This window comes from Streptomyces naganishii JCM 4654, from assembly GCF_014650575.1.
In the GTDB taxonomy this organism is placed as follows: Bacteria; Actinomycetota; Actinomycetes; order Streptomycetales; family Streptomycetaceae; genus Streptomyces; species Streptomyces naganishii.
In genome coordinates, this window is record NZ_BMVF01000005.1 from 61,816 (window position 1) to 84,816 (window position 23,001).

The 23,001-nt window shown below is 74.8% G+C and carries 20 protein-coding genes and 1 tRNA gene; 13 read left to right on the forward strand and 8 right to left on the reverse strand.

Annotated elements, in window-relative coordinates; translation table 11 throughout:
• Positions 1-4 precede the first annotated feature (4 nt).
• The 5 genes from IE217_RS10510 (at position 5) to nhaA (ending at position 6,225) form a co-directional block, all read left to right on the forward strand.
• Entirely contained in the window at positions 5-982 is a 978-nt protein-coding gene (locus tag IE217_RS10510; RefSeq protein ID WP_229865200.1) for an ATP-binding cassette domain-containing protein, read from the forward strand.
• 4 nt (positions 983-986) lie between these two features.
• Positions 987-1,889: a sugar phosphate isomerase/epimerase family protein gene (locus IE217_RS10515; protein ID WP_190177509.1), complete on the forward strand. Its 903-nt coding sequence runs from the start codon at positions 987-989 to the stop codon at positions 1,887-1,889.
• Between the two features lie 240 nt (positions 1,890-2,129).
• Positions 2,130-2,735 (forward strand): GOLPH3/VPS74 family protein, encoded by a 606-nt coding sequence (locus tag IE217_RS10520; RefSeq protein WP_190177510.1) that lies wholly within the window; start codon positions 2,130-2,132, stop codon positions 2,733-2,735.
• Positions 2,736-2,982: 247 nt separating this feature from the next.
• The gene (locus tag IE217_RS10525) at positions 2,983-4,266 is read left to right on the forward strand and encodes a serine hydrolase domain-containing protein (RefSeq protein WP_190177511.1); all 1,284 of its coding nucleotides are present in this window, start codon (positions 2,983-2,985) and stop codon (positions 4,264-4,266) included.
• A gap of 81 nt (positions 4,267-4,347) precedes the next feature.
• The gene (gene nhaA, locus IE217_RS10530; protein WP_190177849.1) at positions 4,348-6,225 is read left to right on the forward strand and encodes a Na+/H+ antiporter NhaA; all 1,878 of its coding nucleotides are present in this window, start codon (positions 4,348-4,350) and stop codon (positions 6,223-6,225) included.
• 127 nt (positions 6,226-6,352) lie between these two features.
• Here the strand turns inward: nhaA and IE217_RS10535 are convergent, their stop codons facing one another.
• From IE217_RS10535 to IE217_RS10545, 3 genes are all read right to left on the reverse strand, one after another.
• Positions 6,353-7,357, reverse strand: coding sequence for a Gfo/Idh/MocA family protein (locus IE217_RS10535; protein ID WP_190177512.1), 1,005 nt, complete (start codon positions 7,355-7,357; stop codon positions 6,353-6,355).
• A gap of 97 nt (positions 7,358-7,454) precedes the next feature.
• On the reverse strand, positions 7,455-8,243 hold the full coding sequence (locus IE217_RS10540; RefSeq protein ID WP_190177513.1) for an SDR family oxidoreductase: 789 nt from the start codon (positions 8,241-8,243) through the stop codon (positions 7,455-7,457).
• Positions 8,244-8,295: 52 nt separating this feature from the next.
• A complete protein-coding gene (locus IE217_RS10545; protein ID WP_190177514.1) occupies positions 8,296-9,471 on the reverse strand; it encodes a phytanoyl-CoA dioxygenase family protein in 1,176 nt (391 codons plus the stop codon).
• Positions 9,472-9,609: 138 nt separating this feature from the next.
• Here IE217_RS10545 and IE217_RS10550 point away from each other — a divergent pair, with 138 nt between their 5' ends.
• Complete coding sequence (locus tag IE217_RS10550; protein WP_190177515.1) at positions 9,610-10,650, forward strand: LacI family DNA-binding transcriptional regulator; 1,041 nt, start codon at positions 9,610-9,612, stop codon at positions 10,648-10,650.
• Positions 10,651-10,686: 36 nt separating this feature from the next.
• Here the strand turns inward: IE217_RS10550 and IE217_RS10555 are convergent, their stop codons facing one another.
• The gene (locus IE217_RS10555) at positions 10,687-11,031 is read right to left on the reverse strand and encodes a cupin domain-containing protein (RefSeq protein WP_190177516.1); all 345 of its coding nucleotides are present in this window, start codon (positions 11,029-11,031) and stop codon (positions 10,687-10,689) included.
• Between the two features lie 175 nt (positions 11,032-11,206).
• Here IE217_RS10555 and IE217_RS10560 point away from each other — a divergent pair, with 175 nt between their 5' ends.
• A complete protein-coding gene (locus IE217_RS10560) occupies positions 11,207-11,719 on the forward strand; it encodes a hypothetical protein (RefSeq protein ID WP_190177517.1) in 513 nt (170 codons plus the stop codon).
• A gap of 113 nt (positions 11,720-11,832) precedes the next feature.
• Here IE217_RS10560 and IE217_RS10565 read toward each other — a convergent pair whose 3' ends face one another.
• Both IE217_RS10565 and IE217_RS10570 read right to left on the reverse strand, forming a co-directional pair.
• Complete coding sequence (locus IE217_RS10565) at positions 11,833-12,774, reverse strand: helix-turn-helix domain-containing protein (RefSeq protein ID WP_190177518.1); 942 nt, start codon at positions 12,772-12,774, stop codon at positions 11,833-11,835.
• 181 nt (positions 12,775-12,955) lie between these two features.
• A complete protein-coding gene (locus IE217_RS10570; RefSeq protein WP_190177519.1) occupies positions 12,956-13,408 on the reverse strand; it encodes an SH3 domain-containing protein in 453 nt (150 codons plus the stop codon).
• Positions 13,409-13,624: 216 nt separating this feature from the next.
• Here IE217_RS10570 and IE217_RS10575 point away from each other — a divergent pair, with 216 nt between their 5' ends.
• Entirely contained in the window at positions 13,625-14,161 is a 537-nt protein-coding gene (locus tag IE217_RS10575) for a MarR family winged helix-turn-helix transcriptional regulator (RefSeq protein WP_190177520.1), read from the forward strand.
• A 158-nt stretch (positions 14,162-14,319) separates the two neighbouring features.
• A tRNA-Pro gene (locus IE217_RS10580) sits at positions 14,320-14,393 on the forward strand.
• Positions 14,394-14,598: 205 nt separating this feature from the next.
• On the opposite strand, the gene absR1 is transcribed toward IE217_RS10580, so the two are convergent.
• Entirely contained in the window at positions 14,599-15,684 is a 1,086-nt protein-coding gene (gene absR1, locus IE217_RS10585; protein WP_190177521.1) for a beta-glucuronidase AbsR1, read from the reverse strand.
• A 71-nt stretch (positions 15,685-15,755) separates the two neighbouring features.
• Here absR1 and IE217_RS10590 point away from each other — a divergent pair, with 71 nt between their 5' ends.
• The gene (locus IE217_RS10590; RefSeq protein ID WP_190177522.1) at positions 15,756-17,630 is read left to right on the forward strand and encodes a LuxR family transcriptional regulator AbsR2; all 1,875 of its coding nucleotides are present in this window, start codon (positions 15,756-15,758) and stop codon (positions 17,628-17,630) included.
• An 80-nt stretch (positions 17,631-17,710) separates the two neighbouring features.
• Here IE217_RS10590 and IE217_RS10595 read toward each other — a convergent pair whose 3' ends face one another.
• Positions 17,711-20,275 (reverse strand): CHAT domain-containing protein, encoded by a 2,565-nt coding sequence (locus IE217_RS10595; protein ID WP_229865224.1) that lies wholly within the window; start codon positions 20,273-20,275, stop codon positions 17,711-17,713.
• Between the two features lie 183 nt (positions 20,276-20,458).
• Between IE217_RS10595 and IE217_RS10600 the strand changes: the two genes are divergently transcribed.
• From IE217_RS10600 to IE217_RS10610, 3 genes are read left to right on the forward strand one after another with little or no spacing between them, the layout of a single operon-like run.
• Positions 20,459-21,895 (forward strand): S8/S53 family peptidase, encoded by a 1,437-nt coding sequence (locus IE217_RS10600; protein ID WP_190177524.1) that lies wholly within the window; start codon positions 20,459-20,461, stop codon positions 21,893-21,895.
• Complete coding sequence (locus IE217_RS10605) at positions 21,892-22,530, forward strand: RNA polymerase sigma factor (RefSeq protein ID WP_190177525.1); 639 nt, start codon at positions 21,892-21,894, stop codon at positions 22,528-22,530. Before IE217_RS10600 ends, IE217_RS10605 begins: the two co-directional genes overlap by 4 nt.
• A complete protein-coding gene (locus IE217_RS10610; RefSeq protein WP_190177526.1) occupies positions 22,527-22,994 on the forward strand; it encodes a hypothetical protein in 468 nt (155 codons plus the stop codon). Before IE217_RS10605 ends, IE217_RS10610 begins: the two co-directional genes overlap by 4 nt.
• The last annotated feature ends 7 nt before the right edge of the window (positions 22,995-23,001 follow it).

Consider the following 23,001-nt stretch of genomic DNA (forward strand, 5'->3'; position numbering starts at 1 on the left):
CGACATGACGACCAACGCGGCCGGCAGGCCCGGGACCCACGGCGCGATCCTCGAGGACACCCCGCCCGACGGCGAGGGCCCGGTCGTCGAACTGCGCGGCGCCGGCAAGTCCTACGGCAACATCCGCGCCCTGCACGGCGTCGACCTCGCCGTCCACTCCGGCAGGGTCACCTGCGTGCTCGGCGACAACGGCGCCGGCAAGTCCACCCTCATCAAGATCATCTCGGGGCTGCACCAGCACTCCGAGGGCGAGTTCCTCGTGGACGGCGCCCCCGTGCGGTTCAGCACCCCGCGCGAGGCCCTCGACAAGGGCATCGCCGCCGTCTACCAGGACCTCGCCACCGTGCCCCTCATGCCGGTGTGGCGCAACTTCTTCCTCGGCTCCGAGATGACCAAGGGTCCCTGGCCCGTACGCCGTCTCGACATCGCCCGCATGAAGCGGACCGCGGACGAGGAGCTGCGCAACATGGGCATCGTCCTGGACGACCTGGAGCAGCCCATCGGCACTCTCTCGGGCGGCCAGCGGCAGTGCGTGGCGATCGCCCGCGCCGTCCACTTCGGCGCCCGCGTCCTCATCCTCGACGAGCCCACCGCCGCCCTCGGCGTCAAGCAGTCCGGCGTGGTCCTCAAGTACATCGCCGCCGCCCGCGACCGCGGCCTCGGCGTCATCTTCATCACCCACAACCCCCACCACGCCTACATGGTCGGCGACCACTTCAGCGTGCTGCGCCTGGGCACCCTCGAACTGTCCGCCGACCGCAGCGAGGTGAGCCTCGAGGAGCTGACCAACCACATGGCGGGCGGCGCCGAACTGGCCGCCCTCAAGCACGAACTGGCCCAGGTACGGGGCGTCGACGTGGACGGGCTCCCCGAGGAGCGGGACCTCACCGCGACCACGACCACGGCGCCCACCGCGCCCGCCGCGCCCGCCGAGAGCGCGACGTCCGCGGCCCCCGTACTACCGGCCCCGGAAGGGAAATGACGACATGACCCCTGTGCTGGACCGCATCCGGGTCGGCTCCGCCCCCGACTCCTGGGGCGTGTGGTTCCCCGACGACCCCCGGCAGGTCCCCTGGGAACGCTTCCTCGACGAGGTCGCCGAGGCCGGCTACTCCTGGATCGAGCTCGGCCCCTACGGCTACCTGCCCACCGACCCCGCCCGCCTCACCGACGAGGTGGACCGGCGCGGCCTGAAGGTCTCCGCGGGCACGGTCTTCACCGGCCTGCACCGCGGCCCCGCCGTATGGGAGTCCACCTGGGCCCACGTCAGCCAGGTCGCCGCGCTCACTCAGGCCATGGGCGCCCGGCACCTCGTCGTCATCCCCTCCTTCTGGCGCGACGACAAGACCGCCGAGATCCTCGAACCGCCGGAGCTGACCGCCGAGCAGTGGGCCCACCTGACCAAGGGCATGGAACGGCTCGGCCACGAGGTCAAGGAGACGTACGGCCTCGACATCGTCGTCCACCCGCACGCCGACACCCACGTCGACACCGAGGCGCACGTCGAGCGCTTCCTGGACTCCACCGACTCCGAGCTGGTCAACCTGTGCCTGGACACCGGGCACTACGCCTACTGCGGCGGCGACAGCGTCAAGCTGATCGAGACCTACGGCGAGCGCATCGGCTACCTGCACCTCAAGCAGGTCGACCCGGCGATCCTCGCCGACGTGGTCGCCGGCCAGGTCCCGTTCGGGCCGGCCGTCGCGCGCGGCGTGATGTGCGAGCCGCCGGCGGGCGTACCCGAGCTCGGGCCGGTCCTCACGGCCGCGCAGAAACTGGGCGTGGACCTGTTCGCGATCGTCGAGCAGGACATGTACCCGTGCGACCCGGACAAGCCGCTGCCGATCGCGGTGCGCACCCGCAGGTTCCTGCGCTCCTGCGGCGCCTGACGCGACCCCCGCCTTCCTGGGCGGCGCCCGGCGGGCACCGGCCCGTGTCCGCGCCGGTGGACACCTGCCCGGGCCGCGCCGCTGGGTGGCCGCCCGGTGCCGGGCGGCACAGGCGTCGCGCCCGCGGTGCCCGGTCGTGACCTTGCCGCGCTACAGTCGGCCTGGTACGGGATCCGAGCGCCACCTCCCGCGCCCGTCGCCAGGGGCGCCGCGTCCGCCACGTCCTCGACGGGGAGCCGCATGAGCACACCGCGTGACCTGATGATCACCGCCCTGGACGTGGCGCCGAGCCGGCCGCTGGAGCGCGGCGACCTGTCGCTCGCGCTGGCCGGGGCGGAGGCGTACGACATGCTGCGCGCCGAGGTGATCGGGCTGGACGGCGAGCGGATCGTGCCCCGGCCGGGGACCGGGCTCGGCGACCGGCTGCTGGACGAGGCCGCGGCCTCGCTGGTCGGCCAGGTGCCCTACGAGTCCCTGGAGGACTGGCTGTGGCGGCGCGGCCAGGGCCTGGCGCCGGCGTACATGGCCGAGCTGGAGCAGGAGGGCGGCGTCACCTGGGAGCGCAGCCGCTGGCTGCCGTTCCGCGGCGGGCGGGCGGTCCTGGCCGACACGCAGGAGCGACGGCGGGCGGCCTACCGGTGGGCCGCCGACGAGCCCGTGCTGCTGACCCTGGCGGCGGCCGTCGGCATCCGTGACGAGCCCACGGCGTGGGACCCGCCGATCACCGACGAAGCCGTGCTGACGGTACTGGCCGCCGTCCACGACGCCGTCATGGAACTGGAGGCGGTGCGCCAGCGGCGCGCCATCGAAGACGCCGCCTTCGCCAACGTCTGGCGCGGCGCCTAGCCCCAAGGGGCCGGCCCGCCTTCCCACTCGTACGTCTTCGTACGTCGCCGCTGCCGTCGTGGTCGGCAGGCGGTGGGGGAGGGGGCCTCCTATCCTGAGGAGGCGGGAGCTGGGGTTCGCGGTACGCGGGCGCCGCCCGCTTCGTGGCCGACCGGTCGTCCGGCGTCCCCCTCGGCGGGGCGCTGTGTGGTGCCGTCGTCGCCGGTGGCGGGTCACGGCTCCGTACTCGGGCGTTGGGAGTCGGCACATGACGCACGCGTGCTCAAGGCTGTGCCGTTCGGCCGTCACCGCGACCGCCGCGGGGATGCTCATGGTGCCGGTCGCGGCGACCGGCGCCGCCGCCGGCACCGGTGCCCCCGGCGGTCTCGTCACCGCGGGGCCGGTGACGGCACCGCCCGGCGCGTCCCGGTCGTCCGGCTCGCCGCCCTCGCCCTCCCCCGACGTCCGCACCCTCGACGCGGCGGTCACCCGGCAGCTCGACGAGGCCGTGCGGCGTGTCATGCGGCAGGCCGGCGTGCCCGGAGTCACGGTCGGGCTGTGGGCACCCGGCCGGGGCCAGTACGTGAAGTCCTTCGGCGTCGCCGACATGAGCAGCGGGCGCAAGATGTCCCCGGACCTGTTCATGCGGATCGGCAGCGAGACCAAGACCTTCACCGTGACCGCGCTGCTGCAACTGGCCGACCAGCACAAGGTGGGCCTCGACGACCCCATCGGCAAGTACGTCGACGGCGTACCGAACGGCGAGAGGATCACCCTGCGCGACCTGGCCGGCATGCGCAGCGGGCTGTTCAACTACTCGGCCGACGACGGCTTCTACAAGGCCCTGACCTCCGACCCGCGACGAAGATTCACCCCGCGGCAGCTCCTCGGCTACGCCTTCCGGCACCCCGTACTCTTCCCGCCGGGTGCGAAGTTCTACTACTGCAACACCAACCTCATCCTGCTCGGCCTGGTCGTCGAGAAGACGAGCGGCCAGTCGCTCGCCGACTACATCCACGCCCACGTCCTCGCCCCCGCCGGCATGGAGCACACCTCCTTCCCCGCCGGCACCGAGTTCCCCCGGCCGCACGCGCAGGGCTACACCAACCAGACCGCGAACGGCAGGGTCGCCGCCACCGCCGGCTGGAGCAGCTCCTGGGCCTGGGCCGCCGGCGCGATGGTCTCCACCCTGGACGACCTGCGCACCTGGGCCCGCACCGTCGCCACCGGCGTCTTCCCCGACGGCAGGAGGATGGTCGGCCCGGCCATGCAGAAGCAGCGCCTCACCACCCCGCCCACCGCGGTCCCCGGCGCCGGCTACGGCCTCGGCATCTTCGACGTCCAGGGCTGGATCGGCCACAACGGCTCCATCCCGGGCTACGAGTCGCTCACCGTCCACCTGCCCTCCGCCCGCACCACCCTCGTCGTCCTGCTGAACACCGACATCGACCACAAGGGCAGCGAACCCAGCACCCTCTTCGGCGAGGCCATCACGAAGATCGTCACACCGCGCCACGTGTTCGACCTGCCCGCCGAGCCGACCGCGAGATGATCCCCGGCCCCTCCGCCACGGGTCCCTAGACTGAACCTCGTGTCCCAGGCCCACACCCCCGTGCCGGCCGACGACCGGCCCATGACCGGCACGACCGCCTGCACGGCCGCCGCGCGCAGCCCGCTGCGCACCTTCCTGCGGACCGAGACGGGCAGCGCCGCCGTCCTGCTCGCGGCCGCGGCCGCCGCACTGGTGTGGGCCAACGTCTCACCCGGCGGCTACGAGTCCTTCTGGCACACCCACGTGAGCCTCAGCGCCGGGCGCACCGGCGTCTCCCTGACCTTGCGCGAGTGGGTCAACAGCGGGCTGATGACGCTGTTCTTCTTCGTCGTCGGACTCGAGGCCCGCCGCGAGTTCGACATCGGCGAACTGCGCGAGCGCCGGCGCCTCGCGCTCTCCGCGATCGCCGGGGTCAGCGGCATGGCCGTACCCGTGGCGATCTACCTCGCCCTCAACGCCGGGCACGCCTCCGCGCAGGGCTGGGGCGCCGCCATGTCCACCGACACCGCCTTCGCGCTCGGCTTCCTCGCCGTCTTCGGCTCCCGGCTGCCCGGCGGGCTGCGCGTGTTCGTCCTCGGCGTCGCCGTCGCCGACGACTTCCTCGCCCTGGCTGTCATCGCCTTCGCCTACAGCAGCACCCTCTACGTCCCCGCCCTGCTCACCGCGCTCGGCGTCCTCGCCGTCCTCCTCGCCATGCGCGCGGCCGGCGTGCGCATCTCCGCCGTCTACCTGCTGCCCGCCGTCGCCCTGTGGGGAGCCCTGCTGCGCTCCGGCGTGGACCCGGTGGTCAGCGGCCTCGTCATGGGCCTGCTCACCTACGCCCACCCCGCCCAGCGGCACGCCCTGGAACGCGCGAGCCGGCTCTTCCGCCGCTACCGCGAGCAGCCCACCCCCGAACTGGAACGCACCCTGCGCCGGGGCCTGGCCTCCACGCTCTCGCCCAACGAGCGGCTCCAGCGCATGTTCCACCCCTGGACCAGCCATGTGATCGTGCCGCTGTTCGCCCTCGCCAACGCCGGACTCACGGTGAGCGCGGCCCGGCTCGCCGACGCCTTCACCTCGCCCGTCACCCTCGGGATCCTGCTCGGCCTCGTCCTCGGCAAGCCCATCGGCATCGTCGGCTCCACGTGGCTCGCCTCCCGGCTCAGCCGGGGCCGGCTGCGCCCGCCGATCGGCTGGGGCGCCATCGTCGCGGGCGGCGGCCTGGCCGGGGTGGGCTTCACCGTGTCCCTGCTGATCGCCACGCTCGCCTTCCGCGGGGCCCGGCTGGAGGAGGCGAAGATCGGCATCCTCTCCGCCGTGCTGTGCTCCTTCCTCGTGACCTGGCTGGTGACGCGGGTGCTCGCGCTGCTGCCGCCGCGCCGCCGCGCCCGCGCCCTGCTGGGCACCGGCGACGTCATCGTCGACCTCAGCGAGCCCGTCGACGTGGCCCGCGACCACATCCGCGGCCCGCTCGACGCACCGGTCACCCTCGTCGAGTACGGCGACTACGAGTGCCCGTACTGCGGACTGGCCGAGCCCGTCGTACGCGAACTGCTCGCCGAGTTCGGCGACGACGTGCGCTACGTCTGGCGGCACCTGCCGCTGACCGACGTCCACCCCAGCGCGCAGCTCGCCGCCGAGGCCGCGGAGGCCGCCGCACGCCAGGGCCGCTACTGGGAGATGCACGACATCCTCATCAGCCACCAGGGCGACCTGCGCGCCAAGGACCTGCTGCGCTACGCCGCACAGGTGGGCCTCGACATGGAACGCTTCCGCCGGGACCTGCGCGACCGCGCGGGCGCGGAGCGGGTCGCCGAGGACGTCGAGTCGGCCGACCTGAGCGACGTCTCGGGCACCCCCACCTTCTTCGTCAACGGCCGCCGCCACCACGGCGCGTACGACATCGGCACCCTCTCGGCAGCGGTCCGCACCGCTCGCGAGCGGGCCGCCCTCGCCGGCGCGTCCCCGCGCGGCTGACGACGGGCCCGGCTCACGGCTGAGGACGGCTGACGACGGGCGGCGCCCGCGCCTGCCCCGACCCGGCCGGTCCGTGTCACCGCTTCGACCGGCCGGGTCGGTCTCTGTCACCGCCCCGACCAACCCGTCAGTTCGTGCGGACCTCCGCCACGCGCACCGGGCGGTGCTCGTGCAGCGACAGCGTGCACGCCTCCGCGATCCACCCGGCCTCCAGCGCGTCCGCGACCGTGCACGGCGAGGGCAGCCTGCCCGCCACCACCTCGGTGAACGCGCTCAGTTCGGCGCGGTAGGCGGCGGTGAACCGGTCCATGAAGAAGTCGTGCGGGGTCCCGCCCGGGAAGGTCACCCCCGGTTCGACCGAGCGCAGAGGCAGCTTGTCGTCCAGGCCGACCGCGATCGAGTCGGCGAAGCCGTGCAGCTCCATGCGCACGTCGTAACCCCGGGCGTTGTGGCGGCTGTTGGACACCACCGCGATCGTGCCGTCATCCAGGGTGAGGACCGCGCCGGTGGTGTCGGCGTCACCCGCCTCCCGGATGTAGTCGGCGCCCCGGTTGCCGCCGACGGCGTACACCTCGGTCACCTCATGTCCGGTCACCCAGCGGATGACGTCGAAGTCGTGCACCGAGCAGTCCCGGAAGATGCCTCCCGAGGCGGCGACGTACGCGGCCGGCGGCGGGGCCGGGTCCAGTGTGGTGCACCGTACGGTGTGCAGCCGGCCGAGCTCACCGGCGCGCACGGCGGCACGGGCGGCCGCGAAACCGGCGTCGAAGCGGCGGTTGAACCCGATCTGCACGGGCACCTCGTGCTCCCGTACCGCCTTGAGCACCTCGACGCCCTCCGCCATGGTGCGCGCCACCGGCTTCTCGCAGAAGACCGGGACGCCCGCCTCGACGGCGGCGAGGATCAGTGCGGGGTGGGCGTCGGTCGCGGCGGCCACGACGACGCCGTCGACGCCGGCGGCCAGCGCGGCCTCGGGCGAGTCGGCGACCTCGGCCCCGAACCGCTCGGCGGCCGCCTTGGCGGCGTCCGCGAACGGGTCGGCGACGACGAGCGAGGTGACCGCGTCGAGTCCGGACAGGGTCTCGGCGTGGAAGGCGCCGATACGGCCGAGGCCGAGGATTGCGATGCGCATGGGCGTTACTGCTCCTGAGTGTGGTGCGGTGCGTGCGGTGCGGTGCCTGCGGTGCGTGCGGTGCGGTGTACGGGGGCGCGTTGGGGCGGGTGCCGGGTCAGTCGAGGCCGCCGAGGACGTTCTGGTCCCAGTCGATCACCGAGCCGGTGACCACCCCGGACCGCTCGGACAGCAGCAGCACCACGAAGTCGGCGATCTCGTCCGGTTGGCCGAGCCGGCCCATCGGCAGCCGCGCGGCGGCCTGTTCGCGCCAGTCGTCCCCGGCGCCGTGGAAGGCGCGCTGGGTGGCGTCCTCGCCCTCGGTGGCGGTCCAGCCGATGTTGAGGCCGTTGATCCGGATGCGGTCGAAGCGGTGCGCGTGCGCGGCGTTGCGGGTCAGGCCGGCGAGCCCGGCCTTGGCGGCGACGTACGGCGCGAGGAAGGGCTGTCCGCCGTGCGCGGAGGAGGTGATGATGTTGACGATCGTGCCGGGCGCCTTCCGGGCCAGCATGTCCGCCACCGCCGCCTGCATCGCGAAGAACGGCCCCTTGAGGTTCACAGCGACATGCGCGTCGAACAGCTCGGGCGTGGTGTCCAGCAGGGTGCCGCGCGAGGTCAGGCCCGCCGAGTTCACCAGGCAGTCGATCCGCCCGTACGCCGAGACCACCTCGGCCACCGCACCCTTGGCCTGTCCGGCGTCGGCGAGGTCGGCGCGTACGAACACCGCCTTGCCCCCGGCGGCCGTCAGCTCGGCCACCAGCGCCTCGCCGGCCTCCGGCCGCCGTCCCGTCACGGCGACCACGGCGGCGCCCGCGCCGGCGGCGGCCCGCGCGATCGCCGCCCCGACGCCTTGCGTGCCGCCGTTGACGAGGACCACCTTGTCCTCGAGAAGTCCCCTCGGTCCCATGGAGTCCCCTGTCCTGTCGTGCCTGCCGTGTGCCGTCATCAGGGCCGTGCCCTCAGCTCTCGCGCCGCGCCGCGCCCGCCCGCAGCTCGGCGCGGAGCCGGTCCGGCGCCCACTCCTCGCGCAGCGCCCGGCGCACGAGGTCCGCCTGCGAGGGCGGGGCCATGCCGTCGACCGGCGGGTCCCGGTCGAGGTTGGTGGGAAAGGGGTAGCCCTCCGCGCAGACGGCGACGACGTTCTCCAGCCGTGCGGCGCCGGCGCCCTCGGCCCGCCGCTCGAGCAGCACCGGGTAGACGGCGTTCACCACGGCCTCGCGGTCCACGGTCTCCATCGCGCGCCCGAAGGCGGAGGAGATCTGGAGCAGATTGGCCATGCGCCGCACGTCCGCCGACCGGTTCGTCCCGGCCGCGTGGAACAGCGCCGGGTTGAAGAAGGCGGCGTCGCCCTTGGCCAGCGGCAGCTGCACGTGGTGCGCGTCGAAGTACGCCTGGAACGCGGGCAGTCGCCAGGCGAGGTAACCCGGCTCGTAGGTCTGCGAGTAGGGCAGGTACATGGTCGGCCCGGACTCCACCGGCATGTCGCAGTGGGCGACCGCGCCCTGGAGGGTGAGCACCGGGGAGAGGCGGTGCACGTGCGCCGGGTAGGCGGCGGCGGCCTCGGCACTGAGGAAGCCGAGGTGGTAGTCGCGGTGCGCGGTCTGGGCGGCGCCGCCGGGGTTGACGACGTTGACCTGGGAGGTGACCTGGTAGCCGGGGCCCAGCCAGGCCTCGGCTACCAGCGCGAGCACGTCGTTGGCGTAGTACGCGGCGAAGGCGTCCGGGTCGTGCAGGGCGGCCTTCTCCAGCGCGTTCCACACCCGGTCGTTGGCGCCCGGCGGGGCGAAGTGGTCGCCGGCGCCCGCTCCCGAAACGCGCTGCGCGGCGATCAGCGCCTCGAACACGGCCGTGGCCCGGTCGACGACCTCCGGGTCGGGGAAGGCGCCCCGGACGACCACGATGCCGGGGCCGGCGGTGAGGGCGTGGACCAGTTCCTCCCGCACGCCGTCGCGGTCGGCCGCCGTGAGCCGTCCGGCGTCGTAGACCAGGACGTTCCGCTCGACCGCCGAGGCGTGCGGGTAGCCGGCCGGGTCCGTGGTCCGCTCGACGAGGGCGCGGAAGTCGTCGAGGTCGCAGTCCCGCTCGGACAGGCGGACGCGGGGGAGCGCTGAGGTGAAGGCGGGGGTGGAGGACATCCTCGTCCTTTCGGTCGCGTAGGGCCCTCGCATCGGGCCCTTTCCGTCGCACGGGGCGACGCGGCTCTGTCATTCTTGTCCTGACAAACACCTCGAACAACCAGCAGTCACCCATCAAAAACCCCTCAAGGAGCCCGCATGGGGCACCCCTTCCCGATCCGTGAGATCGCCCGTCAGGCCGGGCTGAGCGAGGCCACCGTCGACCGTGTGCTCAACGGCCGGGGCGGGGTGCGGGAGAGCACCGCGCGGGAGGTGCACCGGGCCATCGCCGACCTGGACCGGCAGCGCACCCAGGTGCGGCTGGTCGGGCGCACCTTCATGCTCGACATCGTGGTCCGGGCGCCCGAGCGGTTCACCACCGCCGTGCGGGCCGCCCTGGAAGCCGAACTGCCGTCCCTGCACCCGGCGGTGGTGCGCTCCCGCTTCCACTTCCGCGAGACCGGCCCGGTCCGCGAGCAGGTGGCGACGCTCGACCGGATCGCGCGGCGCGGCTCCCAGGGCGTCGTCCTCAAGGCGCCGGACGTCCCCGAGGTCACCGCGGCCGTCGGCCGGCTGGTGGCGGCCGGCATCCCGGTCGTCACCCTGGTCACCGACCTGCCCGCGAGCCCCCGCCTCGCCTACGTCGGCAGCGACAACCGGGCGGCGGGGGCGACGGCCGCGTATCTGATGGGCCAGTGGCTCGGCGACCGGCCCGGCAATGTGCTCACCAGCCTCAGCAGCGGCTTCTTCCGCAACGAGGAGGAGCGCGAGATGGGCTTCCGCGGCGCCATGCGGGCCCGCCACCCGCGGCGCGCGCTGGTGGAGATCGCCGAGGGCCAGGGCCTGGACGCCACCCAGTACGACCTCGTGCGGGCCGCGCTGGAGCGCGATCCGGAGATCAACGCGGTCTACTCGATCGGCGGCGGCAACATCGCCACGCTGAGGGCCTTCGCGGAACTCGGCCGCGAGTGCGCGGTGTTCATCGCCCACGACCTGGACCACGACAACACCCGGCTGCTGCGCGAGCACCGCCTGTCCGCCGTGCTCCACCACGACCTGCGCCAGGACATGCGGGAGGCCTGCCACCTGGTGATGCGCGCCCACGGCGCCCTGCCGCCCGCCGGACCGACGCTGCCGTCCGCGATCCAGGTCGTGACGCCGTACAACATGCCCCCGCAGAGCCCGGACCTCAGAGGCTGACGGACCCCAGGGGCTGGGCCTCATGGGCTGACGGCCTCAGAGGTTGACGGCGTACACCTTGCGCAGCGTCTCGTGGACCGTCCACGTGGTGCGGTCGCCCTCGCGCAGCACCGCCATGTCGCCCGGACCGACGCGCAGGGTGGGGCCGCCCTCGATCTCGACGGTGGCCGAACCGCTGAGGACGACGAACACCTCGTCGGCCTCGGTGTCGGTGACGACCCCGGGCGTGATCTGCCAGATCCCGCGCGCCTGCCGCCCGTCCGCCGACTCCCACACCACCTTGCCGGTCACCTCCGGCGTCCCGGAGACGATCTGCCGCGGGTCGAGCGGGTCGGGCACGAGTTCGGCGTCGGGCACGTGCAGGGCGAAGCTCTCGTTCATGCGGGGACCCTAGCCGGACCGGGGCGGGTGCCGGTGTGGACAGAGTGTCAGGGATCGGCGGGGGCGCCAGGACACTTCGCCGGGTCCGGGGCGGGCGGGCCTGAGTGGCGGGGACGCGGGGGCCGGGTGATCGTTGAGGGACCCGGCCCACGTACGTCCGTGAAGGAAGCGGCCCATGGCGGACACCCCGGCGGGCGCCCCGCGACGGCCCGCGCACGACACCCGGTCGATGGTGCTCTTCGGCGGTGTCTACGGGGCCGTGGTCGCCAGCGCCATGGTCGCCGCGCTCACCGAGTACGGGCACACCTCCCGCGCCAGCCGCCGCTACGACGCCGCCTGGCTGGTGGTGACCGCCATCGCCTCCGCCCTCGCGCACGGCTACGCCCACTACATCGCCGAGCGCGGCCCCCGCCGGCGCGGGCAGGCGCTGCGCGCCCTGGCCGCCGAGTGGCCTCTGGTGGTGGCCATGCTGCCGAGCGCGCTTATCCTCGCGGGCGGCGGCTGGGGTTGGTGGCCGGCGGACAGCGTCGAACCCCCGGCCTTCGTCTTCAACATCGCGCTCCTGTTCGGCCTCGGCCTCTACACGGCGCGGGCCGCCGGCCGCCGGTGGGCCGCGGCCCTGGCGACCGGCCTGGGGGACGCGCTCCTCGGGATGCTCGTCGTCGTGGCCAACGCGGTCATCAAGTAACGCGGGACGTCGGGAGGAACGGACGCCCCGGAAGAGACGGCGGGCAGCTCCTCGCCGCCGACCACGGCGACCGGCGCTTCACCGCCTTCACGCCGGCCGGGGTCCCCACCGGATCAGGGCCCCCCGTCCGGCCCGTCGCCCAGACCCGTGCACGCCACCTCCCCGTTCACCTCGGCGCAGGCTTCCACGCCCCGGGGGGAGCGGACGGCGAGCATGGGGCTGGTGTCGTCGCGCATGTCGTCGGCGGAGTAGGTGGCCGACAGGGTGTCCTCGTCCGTGCGCACCGAGACCTCCCGGGCCACCGCGCCCCGCACCCGCACCTGCGACCAGGCGGTTCCGCAGGACGGCGACCAGCGCAGCCGCACGGTGTACGAGGCCTCGCTCACCACGCTCTTGGTCTGGGCGTCCCCGGCGCAGGCGGAGGCGCCCGGCAGCCCGCCCTGGCAGGACGACCCCGGGCGGCAACGCCGGGCGGCAGCCGCGGTGGGCGTGGCGGTCGCGGCGGTCGCGGCCGGCGCGGTGCCCTTGGTGCCGGGCGTGGCGCCCCGGAGGGCCTCGGTCGGCAGGGCGGCCACCGCAGCCACAGCGGCCACCGTGGTGAGCAGGGTGACCACCGGCAGCAGCGGCAGCCGTGGCAGCCGTGGGCCGTCCTTCGCGGGCGGCCCGGCGGGCGCGGGCCGCGGTTCGGCAGCCGTCGCCCACAAGGCCAGCGCAGGGGCGGGATCGGCCCCGGCCAGCCGGGCGAGCGCCTCCACGGCCGAGCGGGGCGGGTGCTTGGCGCCGGTCAGATAGCGGTGCCAGGCGGACTTGCTGTACGGGGTGCGCGCGGCGAGGGCGGCCAGGCTGAGCCCGGTACGGTCCCGCAGCTCACCCAGCGCGGCGACCAGCGGCGCGGGCGGTGTCGACGGCGACGACGACGCCGGTGGGGAGGGTGGGAAGGGAGGGGACAGGGGCGGGGACCCGGCATCCGGCCCGGCCGCCGGACCGCCCCCCGACCCGGCCCCCGGTCCGGACTCTGCTTCTGCTCCTGGTTCGGCTTCCTGGGGCTGCCGCATGCTGCCGCTCCCGACTCCATTCCCGCTTTGGGCGTTTCGCCCCGGTTGCCGCAATGGCTTCCCCGGGCCGGCGGGGCGCCACACATCCGCTCCGGCGAAAACCGACGGCCCGTCAGGGACCGCGCGGGTTCCCCGACGGGCCGGCCGGGCCGTCATGCCGTAGGGCGGTGAAGGGGGCGCGTCAGCACCACGGCACGGTGCGGCGCACCCGCACGTAGTGCGCGGAGACATAGCCCCGCAGGTGGCCCTGGATGTGCGCGAGCCGGTACCACTGGCGGTCGCCGTGCACCCAGGAGCCGTAGGTCCGGCACTGCACGGCGATCAGGCGGCCCGCACGGCGGACGCCGATCACGCGGTGGGCGGTGCCGGGACCGGAGCGGACGTTCAGCGGGACTCGGTGGGTGGTCACCCGCCCGAGTAGGGGGGTCGAACGGCGGTGCGTCATGTGCTGGTTGACGTGGTGGGCGTACCGTACGTGGGCGGGCGCCGGGAGCAGCGCGGGCAGCAGGTGGGGCGCGAGCGCCGACGTGGCGGGGTGCGGAGCGGGGACGGCCGGGGCGGCGTCGGCCGCCGGCACGAGAGCGAGCACCGCGACCGTGGCCAGCAGTCCGCTGGTGAGGGTCCGTCGGATCATGGCAACCTCCGGGCTTTCGTTGGCGGCGACCACGTGCCGTGATCACCTGCCGCCCAGCGTTTCCGCGCCGGCCGCGCCGGATGCCGTCCCCGCGTCCCGGGGACGGCGGGGACGTTCCCGGGGACGCCGGGGACGTTCCCGGGGGCGGGGAGCGTGTCGCAGGCGCCCCAAGGGCAAAATGCTTGAGTAACGCAACGATATGGTAAACTCGGGTGTATGCCCACGTCATCCCCGCCCGCCGGACCGGTCTCCCCCGAAGTGGCCGACATCGAGCGCGCTCTCACGCGCATCACCTATCTGAGCACCCGGGCCCGGCAGCACGAGCGACTGATGGGCCTGGCCGGGGTCCCGCTGGACCGTGCGGCGGTGGCCCTGCTGCGACAGATCGCCGACTGCGAGCCGCAGCGGCCGGGCGAGCTGGCCCACCGCCTGGGCGTGGAACCCTCGCACGTCACGCGCACGGTCCAGCAGCTGCAGAAGTCCGGCCATGTCACCCGGGTCCCCGACCCCGACGACCGCCGCGCCCAGCGCATCCAGCTCACCGAGCTGGGCCGGGACGCGATCGCCCGCATCCGCGAGGCCGGCGCCCGCGGCATGCAGCTCGCCCTGGCGGACTGGTCCCCGGAGGAGCTGGGCCGGCTCGCGACCCTCTTCCACCGCATGGTCGACGACTTCCTCGCCTACTCCAAGCACATCGACGACGACCGCGAGCAGGAGCACGAGCCAACGGAGGCGCCCCCGCGCGGCCACTGAGCCCGCCGAGCCCACCCGGTCCACCAGGCCCACTGGGCCCACCGCGCCCACTGGGCCCACCGCGCCCACTGGGCCCACCGCGCCCACGCGAAGCCACCCGCCCGCGTGCGGTAGGGTTTACCTGCGCGTTCACGCGGACCACCACCGCGCGGGCGCACCGGGACGTGGCGCAGCTTGGTAGCGCACTTGACTGGGGGTCAAGGGGTCGCAGGTTCAAATCCTGTCGTCCCGACGTGAACGGAAGGGCCTTCGCGGACGGAAGTCCGCGGGGGCCCTTCGGTTTTCCGTCCCCTTGACCGCCGGTCCGCGCCGATCGACCCCAGCACGGTCCGCCCTCCCCGCTTCCACCCGGCAGCGTCGTGGCCGGGCGCGTCTCCCTCCCCCGAAGGAGGCGCGCCCGGCCGTCCCCCGGCGCTGGTCCATGGTGTGGCCCGGGCTCACCAGCACATGACGGCGGTCTCGCCCGAACCCCAGGCCGAGTACAGGCGTACCCGGACGAAGTACCGACGGCCCTTGACGAGGCGGACCGTCAGCGTGGCGTTGTCCGCGGAGCCCTCGTCGTCCCGCCCGCACAGGAACCGCGGTTCGCCCTCGCGCTCCTCGAAGACCACCACGACCGCGTCGCACTCCCCGAAGGTGCGCACGGTGTACGTGCGGGTCTCCGGCGGCTCCACCGTGAAGTCCGCCTGTTCGCCCGGGCCGAGCCGCAGCGGCGCCGAGCGGAAGGGCACCAGCGCGGGCGGCGCGGCCGGATCCGCCGGCGGGTACCAGCGCAGTACGAACTCCTTGTCGGCCGGGGAGAGGGTGCCGGGCGGCTCCATGCCCCGCCGGTACTGCTCGGGCTCCAGGATCAGCCCCGGGGCGAACGGCGCCTCCATGATGGACAGCGGGTCCCACACGGAGCCGTTGGCCTCGCTCGCGTCCAGCTTGCGCAGGACGTTGACGTACGTCGTGTCCCGGCTGAAGTGGTTCGGCGGGCCGGCGAGGTCCGCGTACACCGCCTCGTCGTCGAAGTGCAGCCCGGCCAGCGGGCTCTGGTGCTCGTGCCGCATGCCGAGGGCGTGCCCGATCTCGTGCAGGGCTATGGCACGCGCGCCCGGCGCGGTCAGGTCCCAGCCGAGGTTCATCGTGCGCTCGTTGAGGCCCGCGCGCAGCGCGTCGCGCCCGATCGCCGACCAGGAGCCGTCACCGGCCTGGAACCCGATCCGCAGCTCCGCCTCCGAACGGTCCCCGACCTCGGCGAAGGTGACGCCGAGTCCCAGGTCCTGCCACTCCCGGAAGCAGCCGCGCACCACCTCCCGCTGCTCCGGCGCACCGGCCCACGGCACCCGGCGGGTCTGCCCGGTCGACGGGACGGTGATGACCGAGCCGTCGGCCGCGTCGTCGAAGAAGTAGTAGTGCAGGACCGTCCCGTTGACCCACATCCGCCGGCCGCCGAGGAGCGCGGCGAGCCGCTCGGCGGCGAGCCCCGGCGCGTACGACGGGGCCGGCTGCCGGGGCAGCGAGCAGTAGCGGGCGGTCATGGGGGCAAGCCTGCCCCGGCGCGCGCCCGGGCGCCTGAGTCGGGGGCTACTCAAGTCGCCCTGTATCAAGGATGAGTACGCGGGCTCCAGTTGTCGTGACGACTTTCGAACGCGACGCGAACACCCTTGAGCTGCCCTGGCCGTTCACCGGCCGGGAGGACGAACTCGAACTGATCAGGGGCTCGGTGGCCACCGGCCGCCCCGGCCTGGTGGTGACCGGACCGGCGGGCTGCGGTAAGACCCGGCTCGCGCTCCAGGCCGTCCGCGGCACCGACTGGGCCCGGGTGACCGGCACGCCCGCGGCCCGCCGGATACCCTTCGCCGCGTTCGCGCACCTGCTCCCCGGCACCGTCTCCCTGCACCGCGCGGTCCGGCTCCTGTCGGGCGTACGGCTGCTGCTGGTCGACGACGCCCACCTCCTGGACGACGCCTCGGCCGCCCTCGTCCACCAGCTCGCCGTGCAGGGCCGTACGCGGCTGCTCGTCGTCGCGTCCGACGAGGCGTCCGGCGACCAGGCCGGCGGTCCGGGTGTGCCCGATGCCGTCTCCCGGCTGTGGACCGGCGAACTGCTGCCCCGGCTCGCCCTCGCCCCGCTGCCCCGGGAGGAGACCACCCGGCTGATGGCGGCCGGTACGGCCGGCGCCCCGGACGCGCTCACCGCGGACCGGCTGCACCGCCTGTGCGGCGGCGACCTGCGCCTCCTGCGCGACCTGCTCGGCGCGCTGCGCGACCAGGGGCTGACCGCCCCGGACACGGACACGGGCGAGTGGGCCTGGCGGGGCCCGCTTCCGCTCACGGCGACCGTGCGGGAGCGGGCCGCGCGCGTCCTCGACACCGCCGGCGCCGAGGACCGGCGGCTCCTGGAGCACCTCGCCTTCGCCGAACCCCTCCCGCCCCACACGGACGCCTTCGACCTGCGCCTGCTCGAACAGCTCGAGGCCGAGGGCCTGATCACCGTGGACGAGCACGGAGCCGTACGCCTGGCGCACCCCCTGCACGGCGCGGCCCTGCGCGCCGCCGCCGGGCGGCTGCGCGCCCTGCGCCTGGCCCGCACCCCGCAGCAGTGCCAGGCCGCCCTGAGCGCCGAACAGCGGGCGCTGGCCGCGCTGGTCGCACGGGCCGACGTACGGTCCGTGCCCGCGCCGGTGGGGGACTGGCTGGTGGACCAGGGTGCCCGGATACCCGCCGGGTACGCGGCCGTACGGGCCTCTCTCGCTCGGCTGCGGGGCGAGTTGCGGGACGCGGCGGCATGGGCCCGGCAGGGGCTGCGGTCGACCCCGGGCGACCAGGACTGCCGGGCCGAACTCGCCCTGGCCACCGCCCAGTCGGCCGACACCGCGCCCACGGAGGCGGACGGCGCCCGCGTGGCCACCTGGCAGGCGGTCGCGCGCGGAGACGTCGAGGGCGCCGTGCGGCACATCGACGAGGACGACCCGTACTCCCTCCACGACGCCGTACGCCTCGACGCCGTACGCGCCGACGAGACCCCCGCGCGGATCGCCGGCCGGTTGCGCGACCTCGGGCACGGCCTGTTCGCCCGGCACGCGGACGCCCTCGCCCACGGCGACGGGGCCGCCCTCGACCGCGCGGCCGAGGCCCTCGCCGAGCGCGGTTTCCTGCTGTTCGCGGCGGAGGCGCACGCCCAGGCCGTCCGCGCCCACCGCGACCCGCGCGCCGCCCGCACCTCCCGCATCCGCGCGCTCGCGCTGGCCCGCCGCTGCCAGGGCCCCCGCACGCCCGCGCTGGCGGGCCTGGTGCTGGGCGAACTGACCGCCAGGCAACGGCAGATCGTCACCCTGGCCGCCGCGGGCCTCAGCAACCGTCAGATCGCCGAGCGCCTCACCCTGTCGGTGCGGACCGTGGGCAACCACCTGCACAGCGCCTACACCCGCCTGGGCGCCGGCGACCGGGGCGCACTGCCGTGCCTGGTGGAACAGCCCGCCTGAGCCGCCCAGTCCTCCTGGGCCGCCGAGCTCACCCGAACCGGCGGCCGCCCGCGATCAGCGGGCCCGGGCCGCCCCGAACGTCAGGCCGCCCCGAACGCCGAGAACGCCCACCCGGTGGCCTGGTGCGTGGCGTCCCCCGGCAGGGCGGCGCGGGCGTCGCGCAGCGCCTCGGCCAGCGACAGCCCGGCCCCCAGCCCCTTGTGCAGGGCGAGCATCAGCGGCACCACGGCCTCGTCGTTGACCGGCGCGCTGCAGGCCACCACCCCGGCCGTGCCCAGCGGCAGCAGCGCGGTGACCAGACCGAGGAGTTCGTCCGCGCCGACCGACGCGAACCGCGCCGTCTCGCAGCAGGACAGGATGATCCGGTACGGGCTGCGGTCCAGGCGCTCGAAGTCGTGCACGACGATCGGCCCGTCCGCCATGGTCAGCGACGAGAACAGGGGACTGTCCGCGCGGAAGGCGCCGTGCGCGGCGATGTGCGCGAGCGCGGCCCCGTCCAGCTCCCGCAGCACCCGCGACACGTGCGCGTCCGGCCCCTCAAGAACGGTCGGCGCCTCGTAGCGGTCCGCGAGCTGGGGCACCTCCGCGCCGCCGGTGGCCAGCCCAGGCCCGCGCACCAGCACCTGCCGCCCGCCCGGCGGCGGCTCGGTCTCCCGCGCCCGCAGCCAGCTGCCCGCCGACGGCGACACGCTCAGCACCCGCTCCCGCAGCGACGGCAGCAGCGCCCACGGCACTTGGTGCAGCGAGCCCGGCGGCACCACCACGACCGGCCCGGAGCCCAGGTGCCGGGCGGCCGGCCCGAGCAGCAGTTCCTCCAGCCGGCGGCCCGCCGCCTCCACCAGCGGCAGCCGGGCCGCCGCGCCCGGATGCGCCAGCCGCCGCAGCCCCGCCTGCACGTGCTCGGCCTCGGCCACCGCGTCCGCGAGCCGCCCGGCCTCGAAGCGCCGTACCCGGCCCTGACCGCACAGCAGCACGTGCACCCGCCCGTCCAGCACGGCCAGTTCCACCAGCCGGGCCTCGCCGAGCCGCGCGAGCAGCCGGCCCGGCTCGAAGCGGTCGCCGCCGCCGGGGGACCGGCCGCGCAGCCGCAGGGTGCGGGCGCGGATCTCCCGCTCCAGGCGCCGCTGTTCGCGCTCCAGCGCGGGCACCGGGTGCCCCTCCTGCCGGGCCTCCTCGGCGCGGGCCGCGATCTCGCGGAACGCGGTCAGACCGCTGAGCAGCGCCGGATCGGCGGGCGGCTTCGTCGGCGGCGCGGACAGCACGGTGGCCCGCCAGCGCTCGCTCCACACCAGCAGCCGGCGCGGCTCACCCGAGGCCAGCCCGGCCTCCTGGGCCAGCGCGGCCAGTTCGGCGCCCTGTGCGGTGGCCCGCGCCCGCAACTCCGAGGCCCCCAGCGTCGTACGGTGGTCGTCCAGCACGTCCAGGCCGCGCCGGCACGCCTCCAGCACGCCCCGCCCCGACCCGGCCGCCCGCGACCGCAGGGCCTGCGCCGCCCAGCCGGTCATCCGGGCCAGCGGCGGCCCGCTGTGCCGGCTGCGCGCGGCCACCGCCAGATGCCGTTCGGCGTCCGCCGTCCAGCCCAGGGCGAGCGCGATCCGGCCCGCCAGCAGGGACGCCTCCGGCGCGGCCGGCGAACCGAAGGCGGCCAGCCGTCCGGCCACCGCCGCCGCGTCCGCGACCAGCCGCCCCGAGCGGCGCCCGGCGGCGACCCGCGCCTCGATCAGCACCAGCCGGGCGTGCGTCTCCCACCAGGTGCGCCGCTGCCCCGCGAACAGCCGCACCGCCACGTCCGCGCGCGCGATCGCCGTGTGCGCCTCGCCCGCCAGCCGCGCCGCTCGGGCCGCGACCAGCAGCAGCTCCGCCTTCCGCGTGGACTGCCCGCCCAGACCGTCGAGTTCGGCGATCGCCGCATCCGCCTCCGCCAGCGCCTCCGGGGCCAGCCCGGCCGCCATCAGCACCTCGCACCGCCGGATGTTCAGCATGAACGTCGGCGTGTCCAGCTTGGCGTACCGCTCCTCCGCCTCGGCGAGCAGCCGCAGCGCCGCCGGGATGTCGCCCCGGCGGAACGCGGCCAGGCCCCGGCTCTCCACCGCGTCCGCCTTGTCGTGCTCCTGACCCGTGGTGTCCCACAGCGCCTCGGCCGCGGTGAAGTCGGCGTCGGCGCGCTCCACCGCGCCCAGCGCCAGGTGCACGGTGGCCCGCAGGGTCAGCGCCCGCGCCGTCCAGATGACGTCCTCGGCCTGCCGCAGCACCGGAATGGCCCGGCGCACGTCCTCCAGCGCCTCGCGGTGCCGCCCCAGCACCCACCACACGTACGCCCGCCGGTACAGCACGCGCGCCCGCGTGTGCCCGCTCCCGCGCGCGACCCCGCGCTCGAACGCCACCAGCCCCTGCCGAGTGCGCCCCGCGTGCACCAACGCGACCCCGAGCGTGGCCAGTACGTCGGCCTCCCGCTCGGCGGAGTCCGCCCGCGCCGCCAGGTCGCGGGCCCGCCGCAGATGCCGCAGAGCCAGCCGCAGATCACCGAAGTCCCGCTGCCAGATGCCGATCACCTGGTGCGCCACCGAGGCGTGGAGCGGCGGCGCACCGGCCTCCAGCAGCCCGCGGGCCCGGGTCACGGCCTCGCCCGGGGCGGCGAACACCATCGGAAGCAGTTCGAGCACCGAGTCGTCTCCCGCTGTCACTTGTCGGATGGTAGTGGCCCACCGGTGACCGAGGAACCGCGGGAGAGTCGTTCGGCGCTGTACCGAACGGGCCGTTCGGCGCTGTATCAAGTGACGGCCCCACGGCTCTGACTGACGACCACCACCCCAACGGGAGGACACCCCATGGCCCCACAGCGATTCCACGAGCAGTTCGACCAGATCCAGCGCTCGATGCCCGACGTCCCGCTGGCCATGGGCCCGGACGACTCCGCCGAGTTCTTCTACGAGAAGGGAGTCGTCCTCGCCCGCGACGGCGAGGAGGCCCGCCTGGTGGAGGACACCGTGCGCACCCACTTCACCCAGGCCACCGGCCTGACCCCCGACCGGGTGCGCCGGGCGAGCCCGGAGACCAACCGCACCGGCGTCACCCGTATCCAGGTCGGCGACCCCGGCCACGGCGACCGCAGCGGCGACCGCGCCGTCGCGCACGCCCTGCGCGCGCTGCGCGAGCACGAGGGCCGGGCCGGCCGGCGCCTGGTCAGCCGCAACCACGTGGTGTCCATCGCGGTCAACGCCTGCCCCGGCGACGAACCCGTGCCCGCCCCGCTCACGCAGGGGACCAACCCCGCTCCCGCCGGCACCGCCTACGACGCCGACACCGCCGTCGGCGTCCTCGTCATCGACACCGGCCTCATGCACGACTACCGCTCGGAGCCGCTGCTGGTCCACACCGAGGGCGACGCCCAGGTGCAGGAGACCGACGGCCAGGGCGTCCTGCGCCAGTACGTCGGCCACGGCACGTTCATCGCCGGCCTCGTCGCCGCCGTCGCCCCCAACACCGACATCAGCGTCAAGGGCACCCTCAACGACGCCGGCGCCATCCTCGAATCCGACTTCGGGCACAAGCTCTTCGAGGCCGTCGACGCACACGGCTGGCCCGACATCATCAGCCTGTCCGCCGGCACCTCCAACGGCCGCACCGACGGCCTGCTCGGCGCCGACGCCTTCATGCGGGAACTGCGCGAACAGGGCACCCTGCTGGTCGCCGCCGCCGGCAACAACGCGAGCGCCACCCCGTTCTGGCCCGCCGCCTACGCCGACCAGCCCGAGTACGCCGGCTCCGTGCTGTCCGTCGGCGCGCTGCGCGGCGACGGCGAGTTCGGCGCCTGCTTCAGCAACCACGGCCCCTGGGTCAAGGCGTACGCCCCCGGCGAGCGCCTCACCAGCGCCCTCACCGGCTTCACCGCGCCCGTGCCCTACGTCTACCAGCACTCCACCTACGACGCCTGCCGGTTCGGCTTCACCTACGCCTGCACCTGCCAGTACCCGCGCCACACCGGCCTGTTGAGCGAGGGCCAGGAGAGCACCGGGGCCAAGGCGGACCAGGTGATGTTCGAGGGGTACGCCCACTGGAGCGGGACCTCCTTCGCCACCCCCGTGGCCGCCGGCATGGTCGCCGCCCACATGACCGCCCACAAGGAGCGCGACCCGCGCGCCGCCCGGCGCCAACTCCTCGAGTCCAACACGCAGTACGCCGAAGTGCGCGGGGCGCACGTGCCGGCGCTGCGCCCGTCCACCTGGAGCCCCGTACCGGTCCTGCGGCTCGCTCCGCCGGCATGAGGGCCGGAGTCATCCCCTCCACGGCGTACCATGACATGCCGTACACGAGGGGTGAGGTCGTGGATCGTGCAGATGTCGGCGTGCTCGTCCAGTCCGCCGTCGACGGCGACGCGGCGGCATGGAAGGCACTGGTGGAGGGACTCAGTCCGCTGGTGTGGTCCGTCGTGCGCGCGCACCGGCTCTCCGACGCCGACGGGCACGAGGTGTACCAGACCGTCTGGTTCCGCTTCGCCCAGCACCTCGGCCGGATCAGGGAACCGGAGAAAGCGGGCTCCTGGCTCGCCAGCACCGCGCGCAACGAGTGCCTGAAGACGCTGCGCGGCCTGAGCCGGCTCACGGTGACGGACGACCCGCAACTCCTGGACCGGGTGAGCGAGGACCGTACGCCGGAGCAGTCGCTGCTCGACTCCGAGGAGGCCGCCGCGCAGAGCGAGCGGATCCGGCGGCTGTGGCAGGAGTTCGAGGAACTGGGCGAGCGCTGCCGCCAGTTGCTGCGCGTCCTCATGTCCTCGCCGCCGCCCAGCTACCAGGAGGTGTCCGCCGCGCTGGGGGTCGCCGTGGGCAGCATCGGACCACTGCGCCAGCGCTGTCTGCGGCGACTGCGCGCCCGACTCGACGCACGGGGGACCACGTGAACGACCACATCACACACGACGACCCGGGCAGCGCCGACGACGCGCTGCTGGAGGAGGAACTGCGGCAGGCGGCCGCCATCCTCGACGCGGTGCCCGCCGGCCTGCTCCAACTCGCCGTCGAGGCCTACGCGCTGCACGACCTGGACGCCCGCATCGCCGAGCTGACCTTCGACTCGCTGGTCGACGCCATCCCGGTCAGGGGCGCCGTGGACGTGCCGCGGATGCTGACCTTCCAGGCGGGCGGGCTGACCGTCGACGTCGAGGTCACCAAGGACGGCCTGATGGGGCAGGTGCTGCCCCCGCAGCCGGCCGGCATCGAGGTGCTGAACGGGCCGCGGCAGACCGCCGCGCTCACCGCCGACGAGCTCGGCCGCTTCACCGGCCAGGCCCCGACCAGCGGCCCGTTCGCGCTGCGGCTGAGCACGGGCGGCGAGACGGTGGTCACCGAGTGGCTGCGCGCCTGACCGGCCC